The sequence below is a fragment of the Promicromonospora sp. NPDC050880 genome (assembly GCF_044456525.1).
Classification (GTDB): domain Bacteria; phylum Actinomycetota; class Actinomycetes; order Actinomycetales; family Cellulomonadaceae; genus Promicromonospora.
In genome coordinates this window covers 561,069-578,022 of record NZ_JBITFV010000001.1, presented here as the reverse complement: position 1 = coordinate 578,022, position 16,954 = coordinate 561,069, and the positions used below count along the sequence as shown (strand labels likewise).

15 protein-coding genes are annotated in these 16,954 nt (G+C 74.2%); 11 read left to right on the top strand and 4 right to left on the bottom strand.

What is annotated here, in order from left to right:
* Nucleotides 1–40 precede the first annotated feature (40 nt).
* The 3 genes from ACIBBF_RS02680 to ACIBBF_RS02670 are packed head-to-tail and all read left to right on the top strand — an operon-like array spanning nucleotide 41 to nucleotide 3,287.
* Entirely contained in the window at nucleotides 41–1,792 is a 1,752-nt protein-coding gene (locus ACIBBF_RS02680) for a dihydroxyacetone kinase family protein (protein ID WP_397410206.1), read from the top strand.
* Complete coding sequence (locus ACIBBF_RS02675; protein WP_397410204.1) at nucleotides 1,792–2,283, top strand: ribose-5-phosphate isomerase; 492 nt, start codon at nucleotides 1,792–1,794, stop codon at nucleotides 2,281–2,283. Before ACIBBF_RS02680 ends, ACIBBF_RS02675 begins: the two co-directional genes overlap by 1 nt.
* Nucleotides 2,284–2,327: 44 nt before the next feature.
* Complete coding sequence (locus ACIBBF_RS02670) at nucleotides 2,328–3,287, top strand: 3-hydroxyacyl-CoA dehydrogenase family protein (protein WP_397410202.1); 960 nt, start codon at nucleotides 2,328–2,330, stop codon at nucleotides 3,285–3,287.
* Nucleotides 3,288–3,347: 60 nt separating this feature from the next.
* On the opposite strand, the gene ACIBBF_RS02665 is transcribed toward ACIBBF_RS02670, so the two are convergent.
* Complete coding sequence (locus ACIBBF_RS02665; RefSeq protein ID WP_397410200.1) at nucleotides 3,348–4,817, bottom strand: non-reducing end alpha-L-arabinofuranosidase family hydrolase; 1,470 nt, start codon at nucleotides 4,815–4,817, stop codon at nucleotides 3,348–3,350.
* Between the two features lie 378 nt (nucleotides 4,818–5,195).
* Here ACIBBF_RS02665 and ACIBBF_RS02660 point away from each other — a divergent pair, with 378 nt between their 5' ends.
* From ACIBBF_RS02660 to ACIBBF_RS02650, 3 genes are all read left to right on the top strand, one after another.
* A complete protein-coding gene (locus tag ACIBBF_RS02660) occupies nucleotides 5,196–5,657 on the top strand; it encodes a nuclear transport factor 2 family protein (RefSeq protein ID WP_397410198.1) in 462 nt (153 codons plus the stop codon).
* Nucleotides 5,650–6,282 carry a TetR/AcrR family transcriptional regulator gene (locus ACIBBF_RS02655; RefSeq protein WP_397410196.1) on the top strand — a complete coding sequence of 211 codons (633 nt, stop codon included), beginning with the start codon at nucleotides 5,650–5,652 and terminating at the stop codon, nucleotides 6,280–6,282. The genes ACIBBF_RS02660 and ACIBBF_RS02655 overlap by 8 nt, the downstream gene beginning before the upstream one ends.
* A gap of 115 nt (nucleotides 6,283–6,397) precedes the next feature.
* Nucleotides 6,398–7,348: an NADP-dependent oxidoreductase gene (locus ACIBBF_RS02650; RefSeq protein WP_397410194.1), complete on the top strand. Its 951-nt coding sequence runs from the start codon at nucleotides 6,398–6,400 to the stop codon at nucleotides 7,346–7,348.
* Between the two features lie 36 nt (nucleotides 7,349–7,384).
* Here ACIBBF_RS02650 and ACIBBF_RS02645 read toward each other — a convergent pair whose 3' ends face one another.
* The gene (locus ACIBBF_RS02645; RefSeq protein ID WP_397410192.1) at nucleotides 7,385–8,419 is read right to left on the bottom strand and encodes an NAD-dependent epimerase/dehydratase family protein; all 1,035 of its coding nucleotides are present in this window, start codon (nucleotides 8,417–8,419) and stop codon (nucleotides 7,385–7,387) included.
* 101 nt (nucleotides 8,420–8,520) lie between these two features.
* On the opposite strand from ACIBBF_RS02645, the gene ACIBBF_RS02640 reads away from it, so the two are divergent.
* From ACIBBF_RS02640 to ACIBBF_RS02630, 3 genes are all read left to right on the top strand, one after another.
* Nucleotides 8,521–9,354 (top strand): helix-turn-helix transcriptional regulator, encoded by an 834-nt coding sequence (locus ACIBBF_RS02640; RefSeq protein ID WP_397410190.1) that lies wholly within the window; start codon nucleotides 8,521–8,523, stop codon nucleotides 9,352–9,354.
* 173 nt (nucleotides 9,355–9,527) lie between these two features.
* Nucleotides 9,528–10,814, top strand: a complete 1,287-nt coding sequence (locus ACIBBF_RS02635) for a hypothetical protein (RefSeq protein ID WP_397410188.1) — start codon at nucleotides 9,528–9,530, stop codon at nucleotides 10,812–10,814.
* Between the two features lie 57 nt (nucleotides 10,815–10,871).
* Nucleotides 10,872–12,077, top strand: a complete 1,206-nt coding sequence (locus tag ACIBBF_RS02630) for a sulfotransferase family protein (RefSeq protein WP_397410186.1) — start codon at nucleotides 10,872–10,874, stop codon at nucleotides 12,075–12,077.
* A 13-nt stretch (nucleotides 12,078–12,090) separates the two neighbouring features.
* Here the strand turns inward: ACIBBF_RS02630 and ACIBBF_RS02625 are convergent, their stop codons facing one another.
* Complete coding sequence (locus tag ACIBBF_RS02625; RefSeq protein ID WP_397410184.1) at nucleotides 12,091–13,017, bottom strand: universal stress protein; 927 nt, start codon at nucleotides 13,015–13,017, stop codon at nucleotides 12,091–12,093.
* Nucleotides 13,018–13,279: 262 nt separating this feature from the next.
* Here ACIBBF_RS02625 and ACIBBF_RS02620 point away from each other — a divergent pair, with 262 nt between their 5' ends.
* Together ACIBBF_RS02620 and ACIBBF_RS02615 are read left to right on the top strand one after the other, a co-directional pair.
* Nucleotides 13,280–13,918, top strand: coding sequence for a hypothetical protein (locus tag ACIBBF_RS02620; RefSeq protein WP_397410182.1), 639 nt, complete (start codon nucleotides 13,280–13,282; stop codon nucleotides 13,916–13,918).
* A 115-nt stretch (nucleotides 13,919–14,033) separates the two neighbouring features.
* Complete coding sequence (locus ACIBBF_RS02615; protein WP_397410180.1) at nucleotides 14,034–16,037, top strand: heavy metal translocating P-type ATPase; 2,004 nt, start codon at nucleotides 14,034–14,036, stop codon at nucleotides 16,035–16,037.
* On the opposite strand, the gene ACIBBF_RS02610 is transcribed toward ACIBBF_RS02615, so the two are convergent.
* Entirely contained in the window at nucleotides 15,951–16,793 is an 843-nt protein-coding gene (locus ACIBBF_RS02610; RefSeq protein ID WP_397410178.1) for a universal stress protein, read from the bottom strand. The two genes, ACIBBF_RS02615 and ACIBBF_RS02610, sit on opposite strands and share 87 nt — an antisense overlap.
* Nucleotides 16,794–16,954: the final 161 nt, after the last annotated feature.

Here is a 16,954-nt window from a genome sequence, read left to right as displayed (position 1 = left end):
CCCGGAACCCCCAGGTCCCCCGAGCAAAGGTGCAGGAGACATGACCTACGTCCACAACAGACCGGAAGACTTCGTCCCCGAGGCGCTGCGCGGCCTCGTCAAGGCCCACCCCGGCCGGCTCCGCCAGGTGCCCGGCGGCATCGCCCGCGCGGACGGCACCCGCCCCGGCAAGGTCGCCGTCGTCGTCGGCGGAGGATCGGGCCACTACCCGGCGTTCGCCGGGCTGGTCGGCGACGGCCTGGCCGACGCCGCGGTGTGCGGCGACATCTTCACCTCGCCGTCCACGCGCCAGGTGCTCGACGTGTGCCGCGCCGCCGACGCAGGCGCGGGCGTCTTCGTGACGTTCGGCAACTACGCGGGCGACGTGCTCAACTTCGGCGCGGCGGCCAGCCGGCTGCGCGCCCAGGGCACGGACGTCACCATCCTCCTGGTGACCGACGACGTCGCCTCCGCCCCGGCCGACCGCGCCCGCGAACGACGCGGCGTCGCGGGCGACCTCGTCGTGTTCAAGCTGGCCGGCGCCGCCGCGGAGGAGGGCGCCGACCTCGCCGAGGTCAACCGTCTCGCCTCCCACGGCAACGACCGCACGCAGTCCTTCGGCGTCGCCTTCGACGGCTGCACCCTGCCCGGCCACGACCACCCGCTGTTCGGCCTGGAGCCCGGCACCGCCGGGTGGGGGCTGGGCATCCACGGCGAGCCCGGCGTCGGCGAGGAGGCCCTGCCGAGCGCGGCCGAGCTGGCTGCCGAGCTCGTCGACCGCGTGCTCGCCGAGCGTCCCGCCGACGCCGACGGCCGCGCCGCCGTGCTGCTCAACGGGCTCGGCACCGTCAAGTACGAGGAGCTGTTCGTGCTCTGGGACACGGTGCACGACCTGCTCGTCGAGCGCGGTGTCACCATCGTCGCCCCGCTGGTCGGCGAGTACGTGACCAGCCTCGACATGGCCGGCTGCTCCCTCACGGTCACCTGGCTGGACGACGAGCTCGAACGCCTCTGGCTCGCGCCAGCCGATGCCCCCGGCTTCCACCACGGCAGCTGGCGCCCCGCGCCGGCGTCGCTGCCCGACCATCTGCCCGACCATCTGCCCGGCGAGCCCGAGACCGAGCTCGCGGCCGCCACCACGCCCGAGGGCATCGCGGCCGCCGGTACCGTCGCGAGCCTGTTCCACCGCGCGCAGGTCGCCCTGCACGACGCCGAGCAGATGCTCGGCGACCTCGACGCCGTCGCGGCCGACGGCGACCACGGCCGGGGCATGTGCCGCGGCATCGACGCCGCCGTCCTCGCCGCCGACGCCGCCGTGCGGGCCGGGGGAGACGCCCCGTCCGTGCTGCGCCGCGCCGCCGACGCCTGGGCCGACAAGGCCGGCGGCACGTCGGGCGCGCTGTGGGGCGTGGGCCTGCTCGCCCTGGCCGACGCGCTCCCCGCGGACGCCCGGGTCACCCTCGACCATCTCGCGGCCGGCGTCACCGCCGCGCGGGACCAGATCCAGGAGGTGGGCGGCGCCCGGGTGGGCGACAAGACGCTCGTCGACGCGCTGCACCCCGCTGCCGAGGCGCTCGCCGCGGCGGCGGCCGCGGGCACGCCGTCGGCCGACGCGTGGCGGGCCACCGTCGAGGCGGCGCAGGAGGGTGCGCGCGCCACCGAGAACATCGCGGCCCGCCGGGGCCGCGCACGGGTGCTGGGGGACAAGAGCCTCGGCGTCCCGGACCCGGGGGCGACCTCGCTCGCCCTCCTGCTGGGCGAGGCGGGTGCCGAGGCCGGCATCCCCGCGCCGACGACGACGGAGGTGGAGTGATGGTGGAGCAGCTGCGGCTCGTGATCGGCTCGGACGACGCCGGGTACGAGTACAAGGAGATCCTCAAGCGGGACCTGGAGGCGGACCCGCGTGTGGCGTCCGTGGTCGACGTCGGCGTGGGCGACGACGAGCACACCGTCTACCCCCGGATCGGGGCGGCGGCCGGACGGCTCGTCGCCGCCGGCGAGGCCGACCGGGCGCTGCTCGTGTGCGGCACCGGGCTCGGTGTGGCCATCTCGGCCAACAAGGTGCCCGGCGTGCGGGCCGTCACCGCGCACGACTCGTTCTCCGTGGAGCGCTCGGTGCTGTCCAACGACGCCCAGGTGCTCTGCTTCGGTCAGCGCGTCGTGGGCATCGAGCTGGCCCGCCGGCTCGCCCGCGAGTGGCTCGGCTACCGGTTCGACCCGGGGTCGCCCTCGGCGCCCAAGGTCGCCGCCATCGGCGAGATCGAGGACGGCGCCGGTCAGGACGACCCGGTGTCCTGCGCCTGAGCCTGTCCGCAAACGTTTCAGTCGGTCCGAGAGGAAGAAACATCATGGTCACGAGCATCAGTTCGGTCGCCGTCGTCGGCGCCGGGTACATGGGCGGGGGCATCGCGCAGTCGTTCGCGCTCGCCGGGCTCCCCGTCACCATCGCCGACGTCTCGGCCGAGGCGACGCAGGCCGCGTACGCGCGGCTGCTCGAGGAGGCTCGCGAGTTCGAGGACGCCGGCCTGTACGACACCGGTGCCACCGGCACGATCCGCGCCAATCTGACCGCCGCCGCCTCCATCGAGGAGGCCGTGGCGGACGTCGACTTCGTCGAGGAGGCGGTGTTCGAGTCGGTCGAGGTCAAGCACGACGTGCTGGGCCGCATCTCGGCCGCCGCACGCCCGGACACGATCATCGGCAGCAACACCTCGACCATCCCCGCGCGGGTTCTGGTCACGGCGGTGACGAGCCCCGAACGGTTCCTCACGGTCCACTTCTCCAACCCCGCGCCCTTCATCCCCGGGGTCGAGCTGGTCCTCAGCGAGCACACGGACCCGGGCGTGGTCCCGGTGGTGCGCGAGCTGCTGGCCAAGGCCGACCGCCAGGGGGCGCTCGTGGCCGACGTACCGGGGTTCGTGCTGAACCGCCTCCAGTACGTGCTGCTCAAGGAGGCCATGTCGATCGCGGAGGAGGGCATCGCGTCCCCGGAGGACATCGACACCGTGGTGCGGACGACCTTCGGCTTCCGGCTCGGCTTCTTCGGTCCGTTCGCCATCGCCGACCAGGCCGGGCTCGACGTCTACGCGGGCGGGTTCCGCACGTTCGAGGAGAACTTCGGCGAGCGGCTGTCCACGCCGGCCCTCATCCAGGAGGCGGTCGCCGGGGACCGCAAGGGCGTCAAGAACGGCAAGGGCCTGCTGCGCGACTACACGCCGGAGCAGGTCAAGGCCCTGGTCGCCTACCGCAACAAGGCTTACGGCGAGATGGGCCGTCTGCTGCGGGCCCTCGGCCCGGCGCCGGCCTGAGGTCACGGTACGAGCGTGCCGGACGCCGGGGTGGCCCCGGCGTCCGGCACGCACGGGGGGCTAGCGCTGGAGCGTGAGCAGGCCCGGCCGGTACGGCAGGAGGCCGTAGTCGACGCCGTCCGAGCTGGGGGAGCGGCCCTGGTACAGGAGCTGCAGGTTGCAGGCGTCGACGGTCATGGTCTGGTCGGCGCTGGTGCGGATGAGCTCACCGTGGCTGATGTCGTTGGTCCAGGTGGCGCCGCTGTTGGCCTTGCCCGCGAACGGGTTGCCCTCGGTCGCGGCCTGCGGCGTCCAGGACCCGGAGAGGCTGGTGGCCGTGAACGAGCGGAAGTAGCGCCCGTTGGCGCCGATGGCCTCGACGATCATGAGGTACTTGGTCTGGCCCTGGAGCTTGTAGACCTGGACGGCCTCGAACAGGTTGTCCGTGGTGTCGCTCATGATCGTCTGGTAGGAGCTGCCGAAGCTGCCCGGGAAGTTCCCGATCGGCATGCTCGCCCGGTAGATCTTCCCGTTGTCACCGGCGAAGAAGAGGTACATGTTCGTGCCGTCGCCGATGAGCGCCTGGTCGATGGGTCCGGTGCCCGAGCCGGAGATCGACCCGGTGAACAGCGGGCTTGCGGCGGACCAGCCGTTGGGGTTCGTGGGATCGCTGGAGGTGCGGTACATGAACGGGGCCGGTCCCCACTGGTAGGCCAGCACCCAGACGTTGCGCGGCGCGAAGTAGAAGAGCGTCGGTGCGACCGTCCCGGAGGACATCGTGTTCTGCGTCGCGCCGGCCATGTCCGACCAGCTCGAGAAGAGGCTGAAGTTCATCGATCCCCAGGACGTGCCCGTGTCGTGGGTGGTCGCGTAGACGAGGTGCCGGCCGTTGTACGGCGCCGTGGTGAAGTCCTTCAGCGAGACCCAGCCGGCCTTCGGGGTGGCCAGCGGTCCGGTGGACGCCCAGCGGTAGCTGGACGGCAGCTCGCAGGCCGACGTCGAGCTGTTCACGAGCGAGGCGTCGTCGACGGACAGGCCATCGGTGCCCGCGGCGGTCTCCACGTAGAACGTGGCGGACGACAGCGTCCCGGACCACGAGACCGCCGCGCTGCCGGTGAGCTGCGTCCAGCCGGTCGAGCTCAGCGCCCCCTGGGCGAGGTTGACGTAGCTCGTGGTGCCGCCGGCGGTGACCGCCAGCGTGACCCGGCCGGTCGGCGTGCCGCTGTGGGCGCGCACCCAGACGCTCGCGGTGTAGGTGGCGTTGTTGGTCAGCGCCGAGGTGACGGTCTGGGCGGGGCCGTTCCACGCCGCCGTCCGCCCCGTGTGCGCCAGGGCGCGGCTGCCGCCGTGGACGGGGCTCGTGCTGGAGGCCAGCGAGCCGGCGCCGAAGACCGACCAGCCGGTGGTGCCGTTCTCCAGGTCGCCGTTGGTGAGCAGGTTGGTGCCCGCCGCGGCGGCGGGCGGGGCCTCGGTGGCGGGCAGCGCTGCCGCCGACGCGAGCACCAGCGTGGCGGCCAGGCCCAGTGCGAGACGTGCGATGGACTTCCTCATCCTTCGCTCCTGTTCCTGCCGGGGCGCGGCGCAGCACCACGCCCGGGCATGGGTGGTGTCCTACCGGCGGCGTGGTGGGTGCCGCGACTCATGGGAGCCGTCTGCCGGGGTTTTGTGAGCGCTAACATCCTTGTCGCGGAACGGGCCCTGGCAGCGATAGGTGTACCGATACAGTAGCGGGCTCGCGTGTGGCATACAAGACATCTCGGGCAATGGTCTAACGGTCGGGGCTCATGCCGCGTTCCGGGCGTGTGCGCTGGCTCACACGCGCTCCAGGGAATGCGGACGATCGCCGTCCGGTTGGCAGGAACGTCAACCGGACGAGAGTCGTCCGTATCGAGGGTGCCGACGCGGCGCCCCGCACGCGAGGAGATCGACATGAGTGACCTGGCTGAGCTGACCCGGCGTCTGGACGCGCTGGAGGCGGTCGAGGAGATCAAGAAGCTGAAGGCCCGCTACTTCCGCTTCGTGGACGAGAAGCAGCACGACGAGCTGGCGGCGCTGTTCACGCCGGACGCCACGCTGGTGACCGACGGCATCACCTGGGGCTCGCCACGCGAGTTCGCGGACACCATCCGGGACCTGACGGGCGACGCGCCGTCGGTGCACCACGGGCACATGCCGGAGATCGAGATCCTGGGCGAGGACTCGGCGTCGGGCATCTGGGCGATGGAGGACCTGCTGACGTTCCCCGTCGGGCCCGAGGCCCCCGAGGGGCACAACGGGTACGGGCAGTACCGTGAGACCTACCGCAGGGTCGACGGCCGGTGGCTGATCGACTCGGTGCTGCTGACGCGCCTGCGGATGGACGCACTGGAGAACTGGGACCCGGATGCCTGACCTGGACGTCACCACGGATGTCCGCGCCGACGCGCGGCGCAACCGGCGCCAGCTGATCGTCGCGGCCCGGGAGGCCATCGCCTCCCGGGGCCTCGACGTCTCGGCACTGGACATCGCCACGGCCGCCGGAGTCGGGGTGGGCACGCTCTACCGCCGGTTCGGCACCAAGGAGTCACTCCTGGACGCGGTGGTGGTCGGCCTCTACGACGAGATGCTCGACAGTGCGCAGGAGTGCCTCGCGATCGAGGACCCGTGGCAGGGCCTGAGTCGGTTCGTGATGGACCTGGCCGGCGCGCACCGGGACAGCCGGGGCGTGGCGGAGGTGACGGCCGCGTGCGACACGGTGCCCACGCCGGAGATCGCGCAGCGGACCACGGCGCTGCAGGACGCCGTCATCCGGCTCACCGAACGGGCCCACGCCGCCGGAGCCCTTCGCGCGGACGTGACCTGGCAGGACGTCATGATCGGATCGCGAGCCGGCCTGGACACCGACCACTGCCTCGGCGTCGACGCGGGGCCCGACGGCTGGCGCCGCATCATCACCCTCCTGCTCGACGGGATGCGTGCGCCCGGGTACACGCCGCTGATCGGCGAGGTACCGCACCTGCACGGCTCCGACTCCTAGCACCCGCGCTGCACGCGCCCGGGTACCAGCACCAGCACGCGCGACGGACCGCACCACGCCCTGCCCTGGTCGTGGTGGGATCCCGTGCGCCCAGACCTGAACGAGGAACTCCGGCATGAGAGCCATCGGTATGACGACGTTCGGCGGACCCGACGTCCTGCACGAGATCGACCACCCCGAACCCGACGTGGGCGACCACGAGGTGCGTGTCCGCGTCGGGGCGGCCACCGTCAACAACGGCGACCTCCTGATGCGGCGCGGTGCCGTGCACCAGCTGCGCCATGCGGCCCCCTGGGTGCCGGGGATGGAAGCGGCTGGCGTCGTGGACGCCGTCGGGGCCCGGGCGGCGGGCCGCTTCCGCGTGGGCGAGGCGGTGACGGCGCACGTGTGGCCGATCGACCCTCGCGGCGGGGCCTACGGCGAGCTCACCGTCGCGCACATGGATCGCGTGGTGCACACACCGCACGGCGCCTCGATCGCGCAGGCGGCCACCCTGCCGATGAACGGACTGACCGCCTACGGGGCTCTGGAGGCGGCGGGCCTGCGGGACCCGGGCACCGTGGCGGTGATCGGCGCCGCGGGTGCGGTCGGTGGGTACGTCGTGCAGCTCGCGGTGGCCGCGGGGCACCGCGTGGTTGCGGACGCCGCAGCCATCGACCGCGAGCTGGTCGAGAGCCTCGGGGTGCATGTGGTCGTGCCCCGTGGGCCGGACGTGGTCGAGGCGGTCCGGGCGGCCGTCGGCGAGGTGGACGCCGTCGTGCTCGCGGCGATGCCCGCGCTCGACGCAGCCGCGGTCGTACGGCCCGGTGGCGCCCTCGTGTCCGTCTTCGGGTTCGGTGACCCGGTGCAGGCCGCCACCGCGCACCGGCGCGGGGTCCGGCTCACCGGCGTCGTGGTCGACGACGTCGCCGGTTCCGCGCTGAAGCTGCGGCACCTCCGCGAGCTGGCCGAGAGCGGCGGGATCACCTTGCGGGTCGCCGACGAGGTCCCCGCCGCGGAGGCGGCGGGGGCCCATCGGCGCATGGAACAGGGCGGTGTGCGCGGCCGGATCGTGCTCCGGTTCTGAGCACCGGAGGGCGGCGTACGACCTGGTGGGCGCCGGTCACACGACCCCGGCGGTCGACCCGCTCCCGCGCAGCTCGGCCAGCCCCGCGGCGACCGTGACGCCCGGCCGGTAGCCCAGCTCCGCCCGGGCCCGGGAGATGTCGTAGCTGCGGTCGCGGCCCATGACCGCGACCAGCCACCGGTCGAGCGGCGGCGGGGTGGGGCGGCGCAGCAGCCGCCACACCCCGTCCAGGAGCGCGGCGACCGGTACGGCGACGGCGGAGGGCACGCTGCGGGCACGGCTGACGTCGGCGCCCGCCGCCCCGAACAGGGGCGTGAACAGGTCCCGGATCGGCATCGGCGAACCGTCGGTCACGTAGTAGACGCCGCGGTCCCTGCCCCGGGTCAGCGCGGCCGAGGTGGCCGCCGCGAGGTTGGTCACGTGGACGAAGTCGATGACGTGCCTCCCGCCGTCGATCCAGGCGAACTGCCCGGCGGCGGCCGCCCGTGCGGCCTCGGTCAGGGTGGTCATGCCCGGGCCCCAGATGAGCGGCGGGCGCAGGACGACCAGGGTCGTGCCCGGGGTGGGGAGGCCGGCCAGGGCGCGCTCGGTGGCGAGCTTGACCCGGCCGTAGGCGATGAGGGGCCGCCCCGTCGGCGTCGTCTCGGAGACGACGGCGGGCCCGCGGCGCCGGTCGGTCGAGACGGCGGCGGCGCTGACGAGCACGAACCGCCCCACGCCGGCGGCGGCCGCCGCGGTGTACAGGGCGACCGTGGGCCGGTGGTTGTCCTGCTCGAACCCGGCGTCCGGCCCCCAGAACGCCATGCGGGCCGCCGCGTGGACCACGACGTCGCACCCGTCCAGGGCGCTCAGCCAGGCGGGCGCCGGCCGTGTGCTCGCCGGACGCCCGGCAGGGTCCGGCCCGTGCAGGTCGGCCAGGTCGCCGAGCACGGCGGTGGCCCCGGCCTGCTCCACGCGCCGCGCCGACTCGGGGCTGCGGGCCAGTGCCCGCACGGTGTGCCCGTCGGCGACGAGGCGGGTGATCATGTGCTGCCCGACGAATCCGCTGCCGCCGGTGAGGAAGATGTCCATGGGACCGATCCTCGGCGGGCGGGCGCGGCTCAGGGAGCCACGGCTCTTCCTGGTACAACCGGTACCACGACCCGTCGGACCCGGTGCCGGAAGATGGTGGCATGGAAGAGCTCGGTGTCGCCCTGCGGACCTGGCGGGACCGCCTCACGCCCGGCGCGGTGGGCCTGCCGCACCACTCCCCGCGGCGGGTGGCCGGGTTGCGCCGCGGCGAGCTCGCGCAGCTCGCCGGGATCTCGGCCGAGTACGTGGTGCGGCTGGAGCAGGGCCGGGCGACGACGCCGTCGGCCCAGGTGTGCGCCGCGCTGGCCCGTGCGCTCCAGCTCACGGACGAGGAGCAGGCCCACCTGCTGCGCCTCGCGGGCCACGCCGCCGACCCGGACCGGGTGCCGCGGCTCGTGCCCGGCAGCGTGCACCGGATCGTGGAGCAGCTGGCCGCCAGCCCCGTGGCGGTGTGCGACGCGAGCTGGCAGCTCCTGCACTGGAACGCCCTGTTCGCGGCGACGTTCGGGGATCCCTCCCGGCTCGCCGACGACGAGCGCAACGCCCTGCTCTTCCAGTTCGAGGACCACGAGAACCGGCTGCGGTTCACCGCTGCCGAGCGCGACGCGTTCGAGAGGTCGCTGGTGGCCGACCTCCGCGCCACCACGAGCCGGTACCCGAAGGACCCCGACGTCCGGGCACTGGTGGTGCGGCTGAACCGGGGTGAGCGGTTCCGCGCGCTGTGGGAGCTCCGGTCGGTGGGCGACCACCAGGGGGCTCGCAAGATCGTGGTGCACCCGGACGTGGGCGACATCGCGGTCGAGTCCAACGTGCTGACCACGCAGGGCACGGACCTGCGCCTCGTGGTGGACACGCCTCGTGATGCGGAGGCCAGGAGCAAGCTCGAGCTCCTGTCCGCGCTCGGCCTCCAGGAGATGGCGCCGCCGCGCGGGTGAACCGGCCGGGAATGGCCCCTGCCCTTGCCGAGCTCGTGTCCCAGGCTGGTTCGGCGTCCCGGCAGGGTGCGAAGTGCGAAGAAGGGGTGGTGAAAAAGCACGCATACGCGGCATTTGTCGCTATCGTCGTGGCATCCCGAGTCTCGCCCTCGCCCCTGCTGGAAGAGAAGACGATGAATCCGACTGTGGCAACGAGCGATCCCGGCTCGGTGCTGGCCGGGTCACGTCCCGGCCGGTCGCCGATGCGGCTGCACGATCCCGTGGACGTCCCGGCCCTCACCGACGTGCTGTCGGCGCATGACATCGACGCCGCCTGGTCCGGCCTGCGCCAGGAGTGGGGCGAGGCAGCGCCCGTCGGCCTCGGGGCGGGCACCCGGGCCTGGTTGGTGAGCGGCTACCAGACCATCGTCATGCTGGCCCGGGAGTCCGGCATGGTCACGACCGAGCCGGATGCCTGGAACGGCACGCCCCGCGTGCCGCTGCCCGCCCCCGTGCGGCCGTGGTTCACCACCGGGCCGGGCCGCCGGGTGGACACGGCCTCCGGTCCGGCGCACGGCCGGCTGCGGGAACCGCTCGACGAGGCGCTGGCGGCCTTCGACGCGACCGACGTCGGCGGGGTCACGCGCGAGGTGTGCCAGGAGGTGGCCGGCCGGCTGGACGGCCGCGAGCAGGCCGACCTGATGCGCGACTACGTGGCCCCCGTGGCCCATCTCGCGTTCGGCGCGGTCCTCGGGCTCGATCCCCGGACGGGCCGGCAGGTGTTCGAGATCGCCGATGCCCTCGCCGCGGGGGTGCAGGACGCCGCCACCCTCGACGAGCTGAGCTTCCTGCTGGGCGGGCAGGTGATGAGCCGCGACGCCGGCGGCGGCGTGACGCCGGCCGGCCTGCTCGCCCGCCATCCCGCGTACGAGGGCACCGACGAGGCGGTGGCCGGCATGCTGTCGGTGATGACCGGCGCGAGCCTGGGCCTGCAGGCGTGGCTGGGTCAGGCCCTGCTGCTCGCCCTCGCCGACGAGGGGTTCCTGCGCCGCCTGTCCGGCGGTCGGCTCGGCACGGACGAGGCGCTGGACGAGGTGCTGTGGCACGCGTCCCCCGTCACGGTGCTGGCACCGCGGTTCGCCGTCAAGGAGGGGCACCTGTTCGACGACGTCACCTACGTCGAGCGGGGTGACGCCGTCCTCCTGGCGGTGGGCGCCGCGGCGTCGGACCCGAGGATCCGGGGCGACGCGTGGGACGGGCTGGGCAACCGCGCCCACCTGGCCTGGGGTGCGGGCGCGCACCGGTGCCCCGCGCCGCGGCAGGCACGGCTGATCGTGCGGACCGCCGTCGAGACGCTGCTGCGCCAGGTCGAGCCCGTGCTGGCGACCGGCGTCGACGAGATCCGCTGGGCCCCTGACTTCCGCTTCCGCCGTCCGGCCGCGCTGCCGGTGACCTTCCGGCGCACGGGTCCCGGTGGCTGACGCCCCCGCGGCCGCGGCCGGCGCAGTACGACACCGAGAACACCACTGGAGGAACTTGTGAGTCGCACGACACGCGTGCTGAACACCGTGCTCGCCCCGGTCGTGAAGGGGTACCAGGACCCCGACCGGGCCTGGGCCGACGCGGTGGCGCAGGTCGAGAAGGAGGCCGGCACCGCCGACCGCCGGTTCGCCGACGACCTGGGCGCGGTCGTGCGCGGCGTGGCCGAGATCCCGCGGCTCTCCCCGCTGGGCTGGTCGCTGATCATGGCCGACGTCAAGGCCCGGTACGCCAACCGGCTCCGGGTCGAGCGGGTGCTGGCCGAGCACCCGGAGATCCTCGACGAGCCGATCACGGCCCCCGTGGTGGTCTGCGGGCTGCCGCGTACCGCGACCACGCTGGCCCACCGGGTGCTGTCCGCCTCGCCGCAGCACCGCGCCCCGCTGCTGTGGGAGATGCAGGACACCGGCCTGGCCGACCCGCGCGCAGAGCGCAAGCTGGTGCGGCAGCTCTCCCGGGGCGCCGCCATGATGGAGCGGTTCGCGCCCGACATCCCGCACATCCACCCGATCGGCGTGGACCGGCCGGAGGAGTCGATGTTCCTGCTGCCGCACGGCAGCCACTGGCCGATCCTGCACGGCCTGATGCCGGCCTACACCACGTGGCTGGCCCAGCGGGACCTGACGGGCGACTACGAGTACCTGAAGCGGTGCCTCCAGGTGCTGCAGCACGGGCGGACCCCGCGGCGGTGGTTCCTGAAGTACCCGGCGCACCTGGGCGACATGGACACGATCAAGAAGGTCTTCCCGGACGCCACGTTCGTGTGGACGCACCGGGACCCGGTCACGGTCATCGGGTCGTTCTGCAGCCTCGTGGAGACCTTCTGGGGCATGTACCAGCACGACACCGACCGGCAGGTGATCGGCCGGTTCGCGCTGGAGCACCTGGCCGCCCAGGTCGAGCGCGGCCTGGAGCTGCGCAGGAATCTGCCGCCCGCCTCGATCGTGGACGTGCCCTACCACAAGCTCAGCGCCGACCCGTTCACCGAGGTGCCGCGGCTGTACGCGGCGATCGGGGCCACGTGGACGGCCGAGGACCAGGAACGCCTGGCCGACGTGGTCGCCAAGCCGCGAGGCACCCCGTCCCACCGGTACGACCTGTCCCGCTACCTGGACCCCGCGCAGGTGGAGCGGACGTTCGCCTCCTACAACCGGCTCCTGGACCGCCTCGACATGCGCGACGCCGAGCCCGCCGTGGAGCTCTGACCGGGGCGGTCCGTCAGGTCTTCAGGAACGCCCCCGAACGTTCGAGCACCAGCGGTGCCGTCTCCGGGCTGCCGCTGAGCGGGACGATCTCCACGGGGGTGGTCGACGAGCTCAGCACCGCGCGCGGCACCGGCCCGAGCCGGACGAGGTGTCGCAGGTCGCGGTGGTGCCGGGCGAGCACGAGGATGTCGCCGTCGGTCGCCGCCCCGAGCAGGGCGGCGGCCGGCTCGTCGTGCAGCACGAAGGTCTCCACCTCGACCTCGGGGAACGCGGCGGACCACTCTCGCACGGCAGTCTCCAGCATCCGTGCGGTGGCCTGCTCGTCGGTGCCGTGGCCCGGCTCGCCGTCGGCCACCGGGGCCTCCTCGACGTGCACCACGCGCAGCCCGGACCCGAGCACGGCCGCCGTCGCGAACGCGTGCGACAGCAGTTCCCCGGCACCGCCCGGAGACTTCACGCCGACGACGACGCGGCCGTGGTCGCTCGGCTCCCAGTCGGCCGGGACGACCACGACGGGGACGCTCGACCGCTCGGTGACGCCGAGGGTCGTCGCACCGGTGATCAGGCGTTCGAGCCCGCGGCGGGACTCGCGTCCCAGCACGACGAGGGCGCCGTCCGCCGCTGCCGCGACCAGCTCCGGCACCACGGGGCCGTGGCCGAGCAGCGGAGCGACCTGCACGTCGGGCGCCGACGTGCGCGCGTTCGACACGGCCCGGTCCAGCACCTGCTGACCGGCCCGCCGCAGGTACGTGGTCTCGCGGGCCTGCGTCGGCCACATGCCGCCCTCCGGCAGGACCGAGGGCGCCACGTGCACCATCCGCACCCAGCTGCCCCGCGCGCGGGCCTGGCCGATGGCGTACCGCAGCGCTCCCGAACCCTGGCCGGTGCCGTCGGCGTCGATGCCGACCACGATCGCCGGCGGTGCCTGACGGACGTTCATGACGTGCCACCTCTCCTGCTCCCACACGCGAGCCTGCTCGCCGCCGTGACCGGCCGGCAGGGGCGAGAGTCACCCGCCGACGGGACCTATGTCCGTCGGTGGCCGGCAGCCGCCGACGGCACGCGGGGGCGGTGGGCGACCAGGACACCGAGCGGGGGCCGAAGGTCCCGCGGGCGCGGGGCCGAGGGCCCTGACCGGCCGGTACGTCCACGCGCCAGTGTCGCGGTGTCGGAACTGGCCGGAGCCTGGGAGGTGAGTCGTGATGCGGGTACTCGTGGTTTACGAGTCGATCTTCGGCAACACCGAGCTGATCGCCCGCGCGGTCGCGGCGGGCATCGAGCTCGGCATGAGGACGAGCGTCGAGACGGGCACTGAGACGGGCACTGACACGGGCACTGAGACGGGCCTCGCCGCCGGGACCGGCGGTCCGGCGCGCATCGACGTCGTCGAGGTGGGCAGGGCCCCGGCGGTCGTGCCGGTGGACGTCGGGCTGCTGGTCGTCGGCGGCCCCACGCACGCCTTCGGCATGTCCTGGCCCTCGACCCGGCGCGACGCCGCGGCGCTGGCGCCCAAGGACGGCGAGGTGCTGACGCTGCGCGGGCTCTCCCGGGAGCGAGGGATCCGCGAGTGGCTCGGGGACCTGCCCGGGGTGCGGGCGAACGTGCCGATCCGGGCCACCACCTTCGACACCCGCATGTCCGCGCACCTGACCGGCTCGGCCGCCCAGGCGGCCGCCCGCCGCCTGGCCCGGCTGGGCTACCCGATCGTCGCGGCACCCGCGAGCTACCGCGTCGTCGACGTCACCGGCCCGCCGGCCGACGGCGAACAGGGCCGCGCCCGGGCGTGGGGCAGCAGCCTCGGGGTCTGGGCCACGGCCCGGCCGAGAACGCCCGCGTCCTGACGCAGCGCCCTGGCCGGCCTGTCGCGGGGCGCGGGGCAGGTGAGCCGAGGCGGTGAACCGAGCCGGCGGGACGAGCCGGCGGGACGGAACGGCGGGACGAACTGCGAGGACGAACATGGCATCTTCGACGGCTACCGAGCCGGACGGGGGAACGCGACCGTCGCTCGCGCCCGCACGGTACCCGGCGATCACGGTGACCGCCGTCGTCCTGGTGGTCGTGCTCGTGCTCCGGGCCGCGGGCGAGCCCGGGGCGAGCCGGTGGGTCGCCACGGTACATGTCGCCGCGTTCGTGGTGTGGACCCTCGTGGGGATGGTGCGCGACGTGCTGCGTGGGCACGTCGGGCTCGACGTCCTCGCGGTGACGGCGATGGTCGCCACGCTCGCCGTCGGGGAGTACGTGGCCTCCCTGGTCATCGTGCTGATGCTCGCGGGTGGTCAGGCGCTGGAGGACGTCGCCGGCCGGCGGGCCCGGCGCGACCTGACCTCGCTGCTGGACCGGTCGCCACGCGTGGCGCACGTGCTCGTGGGCCGGGACGACGAACGTCCCGGCGAGGTGCACGACGTCGTCGTCGACGACGTCGCCGTGGGTGACGTGTTCCTGGTCCGGCCCGGTGAGATCGTGCCCGTCGACGGCGTCCTCCTCGGCAGCGGGACGTTCGACGAGTCGTCCCTGAGCGGTGAGAGCCTCCCGGTGGCCCGTGGCGCCGGCGACGAGGTGCTGTCGGGCGCGGTGAACGGGACCCTGGCGGTGCGGGTGCGCGCCACGCGACGCAGCGCGGACAGCCAGTACCAGCAGATCGTCGCCCTGGTCGAGGCCGCCGGCCGGTCACGTGCCCCGGTGGTGCGTCTCGCCGACCGGTTCGCCGTACCCTTCACGGCCGTCTCCCTGGCACTGGCCGGAGCGGCCTGGGCGATCTCGGACAACCCGACGCGGTTCGCCGAGGTGCTCGTCCTGGCCACCCCGTGCCCACTGCTCATCGCGGCGCCCGTGGCGTTCCTGAGCGGGCTGTCCCGTGGTGCCAGGCTCGGCGTGATCATGAAGAGCGGGACGGTCGTCGAACAGCTCGCCCGGCTGCGGTCCGCCGCGTTCGACAAGACGGGCACCCTCACCCAGGGCCGACCCGACCTCGTCGCGGTGCGTGCCGCCGCGGGGTTCGACGCCGACGAGGTGCTGAGGCTGGCGGCGTCCGCCGAGCAGTACTCGTCGCATGTCTTCGCCGACGGTGTGCGCCGTGCCGCCACCGGGCGCGGTCTCGGCCTGAGTGGTGCCGACCAGGCCGAGGAGGTCGCCACCAACGGGGTCACGGCGACCGTGGAGGGACACCGGGTCGTCGTCGGCAAGCCGGCCTACGTCGGCTCCGTCGCCGCAGGGCTGGTCCCTGCCTCGCTCGGGCCGGGCCAGGCCGCCGCCTATGTCGCGGTCGACGGTCGCTTCGCGGGAACCCTGGTCCTCGCGGACGACCCTCGTCCGGAGTCCGCCGCCGTGGTGTCCTGGCTCCGTGCGAACGGCGTCGAGCACGTGACGATGCTGACCGGGGATGCCCGGCCGACGGCGGACGCGGTGGCGCGGCAGGTCGGCATTCAGGACGTCCGTGCCGAGCTGCTGCCCGGCGAGAAGGTGGCGATCGCCGCGGGACTGAGCCCGCGGCCGCTGATGATGGTCGGCGACGGCGTGAACGACGCCCCGGTGCTCGCCGCCGCCGACGTCGGGGTCGCGATGGGCGCGAAGGGAGCGACCGCCGCGGGCGATGCCGCCGACGTGGTGCTGCTCGTCGACTCGCTGGACCGGCTCGTCGACGCCGTCTCCGTCGGCCGGCACACCCTGCGTACGGCGCTCGCCGCGATCTGGCTCGGCATCGGGCTGAGCACCGGCCTCATGGTCGTGGCGACGACCGGCGTCATCCCCGCCGTCACCGGCGCCCTCGTGCAGGAGCTGGTGGACTTGGCGACCATCCTCTACGCCCTGCGCGCCCTCGGCGGGCCGGCTAGGTGGCTCGCACCTGGCACACCCGGAACGGAGCTGCGGCCGGCGTCAGGCGTGGACCACGATCACCGGGCCGGCCGCCCGCCGCAGCACGGCGTCCGCGACCGAGTTCCAGACACGGCCGGCGAGCAGTGAGTGGGGCCGGCCGCCCACCACGACCAGGTCCTCGGGGCCGAGGCCGTGCAGCAGGGCGTCGGCGGCACCTTCGTCACGGAACGTGAGCACGGCGGACACGGCCGGGTACTTGCCGGTCCACTGCGCCACCCGGTCGTGCACGTCCTGCCGCTCCGGGCCGCCCGGGGCGTCGGGTCCGGTGCCCGGCGCCAGGTCCGGGTCGAGCCCGTGCACGATCTCCAGGGGGCAGGCGCGCTGCTGCGCCTCCGCGAACGCCATGCCGAGCTGCGGGTCGGGGTCGTCGCCGTCCAGGCCGACCACCACCCGGCGCGGGTCGCCGGTCCAGGCCCCGGCGGGGACCACGGCCACCGGCCCGGGCGCGGTCGCCGCGGTGGCCGCCGACACCGAGCCGAGCGCTGCACGGCCCCACCCACCGAGCCCGCGCCGGCCCACGACGACGAGGTCGTTCGCCGTCGACCGCTGCGTCAGCACGTACGCCGGCGTGCCCGGGATGATGCGCTGCTCGACGTCGTGGCCGCCGGGCCGCGCGCCGTCGAGCCGGGCCACCGCTCGTTCGACGGCATCGCAGGCGTCGGTGCGCGTGTTCGCGTGCACCAGGGCCGTGCGCGGGCTCGACGGCTCGGTGCCGTAGGCGCCCAGCACGGTGAGCCGTGCAGAGTGCCGGTCCGCGGTGAGGGCCGCCCAGTCGACGGCGGCCATGCTCTCCGCGGACCCGTCGACCCCGACGACGATGCCGCGGTACCAGGTGGTGTCCATGACGGCCTCCCTCGTTCCACGGGCGGACCGCCCGTGATCCCAGCGGACCATGCGGCGGGCCGCGGACGGCAGGGCGGGAGGGCCCGCCGGGGCGGTCCAAGGGCTCACCTTCGCCGGGACGAAGGTCCCGCCAGGGCAAGGGGGCCGTTCGTCCTACCGCT

What these genes read in the sequence shown, in the direction of transcription:
- ACIBBF_RS02680 (WP_397410206.1), top strand. Translation starts at nt 41, where the DNA reads ATGACCTACGTCCACAACAGACCGGAAGACTTCGTCCCCGAGGCGCTG.
- ACIBBF_RS02675 (WP_397410204.1), top strand. Translation starts at nt 1,792, where the DNA reads ATGGTGGAGCAGCTGCGGCTCGTGATCGGCTCGGACGACGCCGGGTAC.
- ACIBBF_RS02670 (WP_397410202.1), top strand. Translation starts at nt 2,328, where the DNA reads ATGGTCACGAGCATCAGTTCGGTCGCCGTCGTCGGCGCCGGGTACATG.
- ACIBBF_RS02665 (WP_397410200.1), bottom strand. Translation starts at nt 4,817, where the DNA reads ATGAGGAAGTCCATCGCACGTCTCGCACTGGGCCTGGCCGCCACGCTG.
- ACIBBF_RS02660 (WP_397410198.1), top strand. Translation starts at nt 5,196, where the DNA reads ATGAGTGACCTGGCTGAGCTGACCCGGCGTCTGGACGCGCTGGAGGCG.
- ACIBBF_RS02655 (WP_397410196.1), top strand. Translation starts at nt 5,650, where the DNA reads ATGCCTGACCTGGACGTCACCACGGATGTCCGCGCCGACGCGCGGCGC.
- ACIBBF_RS02650 (WP_397410194.1), top strand. Translation starts at nt 6,398, where the DNA reads ATGAGAGCCATCGGTATGACGACGTTCGGCGGACCCGACGTCCTGCAC.
- ACIBBF_RS02645 (WP_397410192.1), bottom strand. Translation starts at nt 8,419, where the DNA reads ATGGACATCTTCCTCACCGGCGGCAGCGGATTCGTCGGGCAGCACATG.
- ACIBBF_RS02640 (WP_397410190.1), top strand. Translation starts at nt 8,521, where the DNA reads ATGGAAGAGCTCGGTGTCGCCCTGCGGACCTGGCGGGACCGCCTCACG.
- ACIBBF_RS02635 (WP_397410188.1), top strand. Translation starts at nt 9,528, where the DNA reads ATGAATCCGACTGTGGCAACGAGCGATCCCGGCTCGGTGCTGGCCGGG.
- ACIBBF_RS02625 (WP_397410184.1), bottom strand. Translation starts at nt 13,017, where the DNA reads ATGAACGTCCGTCAGGCACCGCCGGCGATCGTGGTCGGCATCGACGCC.
- ACIBBF_RS02620 (WP_397410182.1), top strand. Translation starts at nt 13,280, where the DNA reads ATGCGGGTACTCGTGGTTTACGAGTCGATCTTCGGCAACACCGAGCTG.
- ACIBBF_RS02615 (WP_397410180.1), top strand. Translation starts at nt 14,034, where the DNA reads ATGGCATCTTCGACGGCTACCGAGCCGGACGGGGGAACGCGACCGTCG.
- ACIBBF_RS02610 (WP_397410178.1), bottom strand. Translation starts at nt 16,793, where the DNA reads ATGGACACCACCTGGTACCGCGGCATCGTCGTCGGGGTCGACGGGTCC.